Source organism: Komagataeibacter melomenusus (genome assembly GCF_013155395.1).
In the GTDB taxonomy this organism is placed as follows: Bacteria; Pseudomonadota; Alphaproteobacteria; order Acetobacterales; family Acetobacteraceae; genus Komagataeibacter; species Komagataeibacter melomenusus.
The window spans coordinates 1-5,498 of sequence record NZ_JABJWC010000084.1; the positions used below are offsets into that span (position 1 = coordinate 1).

The 5,498-nt window shown below is 67.2% G+C and carries 8 protein-coding genes; 5 read left to right on the forward strand and 3 right to left on the reverse strand.

The genetic code is table 11. The features are described from left to right. From HNW77_RS16815 to HNW77_RS16825, 3 genes are all read right to left on the reverse strand, one after another. Window positions 1–446: MarR family winged helix-turn-helix transcriptional regulator (locus HNW77_RS16815; protein ID WP_172159225.1), on the reverse strand; the 446-nt coding region annotated here is incomplete at its 3' end. 181 nt (window positions 447–627) lie between these two features. Next, window positions 628–1,062 carry a hypothetical protein gene (locus HNW77_RS16820; RefSeq protein WP_172159227.1) on the reverse strand — a complete coding sequence of 145 codons (435 nt, stop codon included), beginning with the start codon at window positions 1,060–1,062 and terminating at the stop codon, window positions 628–630. 40 nt (window positions 1,063–1,102) lie between these two features. After that, on the reverse strand, window positions 1,103–1,363 hold the full coding sequence (locus HNW77_RS16825; RefSeq protein WP_159261552.1) for a hypothetical protein: 261 nt from the start codon (window positions 1,361–1,363) through the stop codon (window positions 1,103–1,105). Between the two features lie 101 nt (window positions 1,364–1,464). Here HNW77_RS16825 and HNW77_RS16830 point away from each other — a divergent pair, with 101 nt between their 5' ends. Genes HNW77_RS16830 through HNW77_RS16850 form a run of 5 tightly spaced genes read left to right on the forward strand, consistent with a single transcriptional unit; the run spans window position 1,465 to window position 5,360 of the window. Beyond that, complete coding sequence (locus HNW77_RS16830) at window positions 1,465–2,577, forward strand: ABC transporter ATP-binding protein (RefSeq protein ID WP_172159229.1); 1,113 nt, start codon at window positions 1,465–1,467, stop codon at window positions 2,575–2,577. A 58-nt stretch (window positions 2,578–2,635) separates the two neighbouring features. After that, a complete protein-coding gene (locus HNW77_RS16835) occupies window positions 2,636–3,655 on the forward strand; it encodes an extracellular solute-binding protein (protein WP_276592107.1) in 1,020 nt (339 codons plus the stop codon). Continuing rightward, window positions 3,634–4,119 carry a hypothetical protein gene (locus HNW77_RS16840; protein WP_241694538.1) on the forward strand — a complete coding sequence of 162 codons (486 nt, stop codon included), beginning with the start codon at window positions 3,634–3,636 and terminating at the stop codon, window positions 4,117–4,119. The genes HNW77_RS16835 and HNW77_RS16840 overlap by 22 nt, the downstream gene beginning before the upstream one ends. A 33-nt stretch (window positions 4,120–4,152) precedes the next feature. After that, window positions 4,153–4,641, forward strand: coding sequence for a YcgN family cysteine cluster protein (locus tag HNW77_RS16845; protein ID WP_172159231.1), 489 nt, complete (start codon window positions 4,153–4,155; stop codon window positions 4,639–4,641). Beyond that, window positions 4,641–5,360: a M48 family metallopeptidase gene (locus HNW77_RS16850; RefSeq protein ID WP_172159233.1), complete on the forward strand. Its 720-nt coding sequence runs from the start codon at window positions 4,641–4,643 to the stop codon at window positions 5,358–5,360. Before HNW77_RS16845 ends, HNW77_RS16850 begins: the two co-directional genes overlap by 1 nt. The last annotated feature ends 138 nt before the right edge of the window (window positions 5,361–5,498 follow it).

Sequence of the window (5,498 nt, forward strand, 5' to 3'; positions counted from 1 at the left end):
GGTTTTTTATGCAGGTTGGTCTCGATCCGCTCGAAAACCGAATAGCAGGCCAGCAGTTCCGGCGTGGAAATGCCATGCAGCAGGCGGCTCGACACGGCCTCCACCGCATGGCGCACCTGGCGGGCGGTGCGTTCGCCCTTTTCCGTCAGGCTGACGATCTTGGAGCGTTTATCTTCATGATCGGGGGAACGGAACACGAGGTCGCGGCGTTCGAGTACATCAAGCAGGCGGGCGACGGATGGGGCTTCGATTTCAAGTACGCGCACGAGGTCTGTCTGGCGCACGGGCGGCGGCAGCAGGCCAAGATACAGGACAGGCCGCCATGTGGCTTCGGTCAGGCCATATTCGCGCAGGTCGTGATCGACCTGCCGGCGCCACGCGGCGCCAAGCCGGGCGAGACGGCGACCGAAAGACAGTTCCTTCTTGTTGCGCTCCAGATCGGGCATCGGGTTCCGCCAGCGGGGACATACAGGTATTAAGCATGCAAACCATTTGCGTGCTTAGTATGTCCGGAAGCTGCACGTTTCCAGAAAACGCGAATGTGAGCCAATGCAATTTCAGCATGGATACTATCTGGCAATGACGTGGATCATTGCCAGACAGTCGGGGCGTGGCGGTCTGCTGGCGTTATCTGCCGCGACCGGCGAGGCTGCGCAGCAGCCCCCATACCGCCCGGAAGGTGTGGCGGGTCAGCGGGCCTGCCACCGTGGTGGCCACGGCGGACAGGGCCACGGTCTGCCGCAGTTCGTTCAGGGCGTGCTCGCGGGCGAATCGCACGCGGATTTCCTCTGGCGTCATGTAGGAGCGGCGGCCCATCACCAGGCCCATGAGCACCACCAGCACATCGGCCGCGAAGACCATGGCCGCAGCGCCAAGGGCGCTGAAGCCCAGGGTCTGGTAACAGAAGGCCCACAGCAGGCCATGGCCTGAAATGACGGCAAAGAAGGCAAATATGGCTGCCACAACCAGGAACGCGGCCTGACGACCAAGACGGATCGCCATCAGTTTACGTAGGGTCAGCTCCCCTTCAATGATGGTTTTACCGATTTCGCCTATTCTCATGATGCTCGCATGTCCTCTGGTTACGGCAGGCTAGAATGCCTTATTTCGTTGCGCGGCCAAGAAAGTAGCCGATCACCGAGAAAATGGCGATAGCCACGAGCGAACGAGCGCGTGAGCCGCCTTTTTTTGGGGCATGCTCTTCCAGGCTTTCACGCGCCTGGCCCGCCAGCTTCTCGGCCTTGCCCGCCACGTCATGCAGCGCCTGTTTGCCATGCGTGTGCAGCAGGGTTTCAATGTGGCTTTTCAGGGCCTGCAGGTCTTCGTGGGTGACGTTCTTGATGGTGTCCGTGGTCTTGCTCATTGTCGTTTCCTTTTTAGGACGGGTGAAGCGGATAATCCTCTGGCAAGGAGGTAACCATTGCTTATAACGCTTTATCCCCCCAGTCAGGTTTCTGTTATCGCATGTCTCCTTTCTCCATACGGCTGGTTGCCAGGGCGCTGGCGGCCTCCCCCGGCGCGTCGGGCCTGTCCTTTTCGGCGGCGGCCGGGTCATGCCTGGCCATTGTCAATGAGCAGGCGGCCTGCCTGAGCATGGTTGCCGACCTGCTGGCCGGCCATGTGCCGGCAGGCGCGGGGCAGGTCATGGTCGATGGCGTGGATGTCACGTCCCGCCCGCCCGCGACCCGCCCGTGCACGCTGGTTGGCTGGCGCGATCCTGTGTTCATGCACATGAACGTGCAGGCCAACCTTGCCTTCGGGCTGCGGGCGCGGGGCATGGAGTCGCAGGCGGTGCTGGCGCGGGTGCGCGGCGTGCTGGCCCTGCTGGGTCTTGACGGGCTGGAGCAGGCCCGCCCGGCCACGCTCACCCCCGAGCAGGCGCTGCGTGTCATGCTGGGCCGCGCCCTGGTGTTCGAGCCGCCCGTTATGGTGCTTGAAGATGTCTTTGCCCCGCTGCCCGCCGCCAGCCGCCGCGCCATGCGCCGCCTGGTCGCCCGGCTTGTGCGCGCGCGCGGGCTGTGCGTGGTGCTGCTGACCCGCGCGCGTGAGGATGCCCTGCTGCTGGGCGATACGATCGCCTGCATGCACGGCATGGAGGTGCTGCAGGTGGGCACGGCGCGCGACCTGTTCGAACGCCCTGCCTGCGACCGCGTGGCCACCGAGTTTGGTGATGCCAATGCCCTGACCGTGCGCGTGGCCAGCGTGGAGGATGACGTAGCCCTTGCCCACCTGCCCGGCGGCCTGCCGGTCGAGGCCATGGCCAAGCCCGGTGTCGTGGCGGACCAGTTGGCGACCCTGTGCATCCGGCCTGACCGGGTGGCCGTGATGTTTCCCTCCCGCCCCGGCATGACGGGGGCCGACCCCGATGCACCGCCCCTGCTTGAGGCCACGCTGACCGACATGCGCCAGATGGGCGATCACGTGCTGCTGCGCCTGCGGCTGGAAAATGGGGCGGAACTGCTCGTGCGCCGCCCGCCCACCGCAGCCCTTCAGCGCGTGGCGCCGGGGCAGGCGGCGGTGCTGGCGTGGCAGCCCGCGCAGGCAATGGCCTTTCCGTTCCGGGGTGAAATGGGGTAGCGTCCGCCATCTTCCGCCCCTACCCGAACGCCCCTGCCCGAAAGGCTGCTTTCCACCCGTGTTCCAGATCGTGTCCCGTCGCGCCCTCAGTACCATCCTGCCCGGCCTGCTCGCAGCCGTGATCGCCCTGCCCGTGCCGTGGGCGGGCGTGCAGGCGGCTGCCCGCATCCATCATGGCCCGGCACTGGTGGTGGCCAGCACGGAGCCGATGCTGGATCAGGCGCAGAAGGTGGCGTTTTTCCAGCCTTTTACGCAGGCCACGGGGCAGGTGGTCACGCGCCGGGCCTGGACGGGGGGCCTGCCGGATCTCGAGTCCCATGGTATGCAGGCCGGGGCCTGGTCGCTTGTCTTTGCCGAGGACAGCACCATCCGCGCCGCCTGCGTGCAGGGTCTCGTGGTGCATCTGGCAGGCAGTGCCACCAACCCCGATGGCTGCGGCACGCCGGGGCTGGCAACACAGGTCGTGGTGGCATGGGACCAGACATGGCGTGATACCGCGCCGCGATGGAATGATTTCTGGGATGTCGTGCGTTTTCCGGGCAAGCGCGGCCTGCGGCGCGACCCGCGCACCACGCTCGAGATCGCGCTGCTGGCCGATGGCGTGCCGCCAGACCAAGTGTATGGCCAGTTGGCCACGCCGCAGGGCGTTGACCGCGCCTTTCGCAAGCTCAGCCAGCTGCGTCCTTATATAACGTGGTGGTCCACCGCCAATGAAGCCGCCAGCCTCCTGTCACGCAAACAGGTGCTCATGGGCAGCGCACCGCTTGAGGCCGTGAGCGGCCTCGCCCCGCCCGGGGCGCAGGGGCGCATTGGCATCAATACCGACATGGCGCTGTCCTATGACCTGTCATGGGCGGTGGTGGCGGGCCAGCCTGCCGGGCAACTGGGCCGCTCGCGCGACCTGCTGCACTTCATTGTCCAGCCAGACCGGCAGGGTGCCTTCATGGCGGCGGTGCCCGCATTGGCCGCCGGTTCGGCCCATCCGGCGGCCCTGCTGCCCATGGATGTACAGTTCTGGCAGGTGCATTATGCCCCCCTCTCGCGGCGGTTCGAACTATGGCTGCACAAGGCGGGCTGATGCTGCCCGCCCTTGCCACCCACCCGCTGGGCGCGCTGGTGGCCGATGGTTGCGGCACGGCGCTGGGGCTCGGGCTGGCCTGCCTGCTGGTGCTGGGGGCGCAGGCCCTGCTGCACCGGGTCTGGCCCGCGCGCTGCGTGGTGCTGCGCGGCCTCATGCTGGCCCTCATGCTGCCGGGGCTGGGGCTGGCGTTGCTATGGCCGGGCCTTGCGGGGCACGGCGGTGGCATGGTCAGCGTGGCGCAGGGGGCGCTCGTGGCGCCTGCGGCCCTGTGGCCGCTGCTGCGCGTGCTTGATGCGGTGCCGCCCGGCCTGTCGCGCACGGCGCGCGGGCTGGGGGCTGGAGGACGGGCGCGGCTGCGGCTGCTGTGGCTGCCCCTGCTGGCGGCCCCGGTGGCGGGGGTGGGCGCGTTCTGCGCGGTGATGACCGTGCTATGCGCCATGGCGGCGGTGGCACTGCAATGAAGACTGACACATGCGATATGGCAGGACGACATCATGACCGATGAGACCCCCCCCTTCTGGGAGACGACGCCGCTTGCGCAGATGACCCGCGCGCAATGGGAATCGCTGTGCGATGGTTGCGGGCGGTGCTGCCTGCACAAGCTGCGCGAGGACGAGACGGATGAGGTTCTGTTCACCGATGTCGCCTGCCGCCTGCTCGATACCACGACCTGCCTGTGCACCGATTACGCCCACCGCCACCGCCGCGTGCAGGACTGCATCAGCCTGACGGCGGAGATGCTGGCCGATATCGACTGGCTGCCGCCCACCTGCGGTTACGTGCTGGTGCGCGATGGCGAGCCGCTGCCGTGGTGGCACCCGCTGGTGTCCGGCACGCACGAGACGGTGCATGAGGCGGGCATATCGGTCAGTGGCCGGGTGATCAGCGAGCGCCGCGCGGGCCTGCTGGAAGACCATATCATCGACTGGCCCGGCGAGGCCCCGAAGGATGCATTCTGCCGCACCCGCCCGCGCGGGCGCTGATGGCCCCGCGCGTGGAGCAGGAAGACGGGCTTGAACGCGTGCCCATCGCATCGGGGTCGGTTCCGGTGCTCTGGCGTGTTTCCGCGCGGGCGCGGCGGATTTCCATGCGGATCGACCCCGTGGCGGGGCATGTGGTCATGACCCTGCCGCGCACGGCCGGCAGGGCGGATGGGCTGGCCCTGCTCCGCGCCCATTCCGGCTGGGTCGCGGCCGGTCTTGCGCGCCTGCCGCCTGGCGCCGAACTGCGCCATGGCGGGCATGTGCTGCTTGATGGCCAGAGCCGCGAAATCGTGCACTGCCCCGAGGCCCGGCGCGGCGTGTGGCTGGAAGAGGGCCGCCTGCATGTGAGTGGCGCGGCCGCGTTCATCTCCCGGCGCGTACTGGCCTACCTGCGCGCGCAGGCGCAGGTGCTGCTGCCCGCGCGGCTGCGCCTTCAGGCCGAAGCCTGTGGCCTGCGCCCCACGCAACTGCGCCTGCGCGATACGAAAAGCCGCTGGGGCAGTTGCTCATCCGATGGCAGCATCATGCTGTGCTGGCGGCTGGTCATGGCGCCTCAGGAGGTGCAGCATTACATCATCGCCCATGAACTCGCCCATCTGCGGCACATGAATCACGGCCCGGATTTCTGGCTGCTGGTCGATCAGCTGACGCCCCACCGCCGCCAGGCCGAGAAATGGCTGCGCGCCAATGGGGCGAGCCTGCACCGGCTGGTGGGCTGAAAGGAAAAAAGTAAAAGTTTTTGGGTGCCGCCTTTTTTCAGGGCCTGTTGGGAATTATCGTGAATTGATGATTGCAGCGGAGAGATAAATCATCGCTGCGAATGATCTGTCTGTCTTGTCGCTCCGCGTGGCGATACG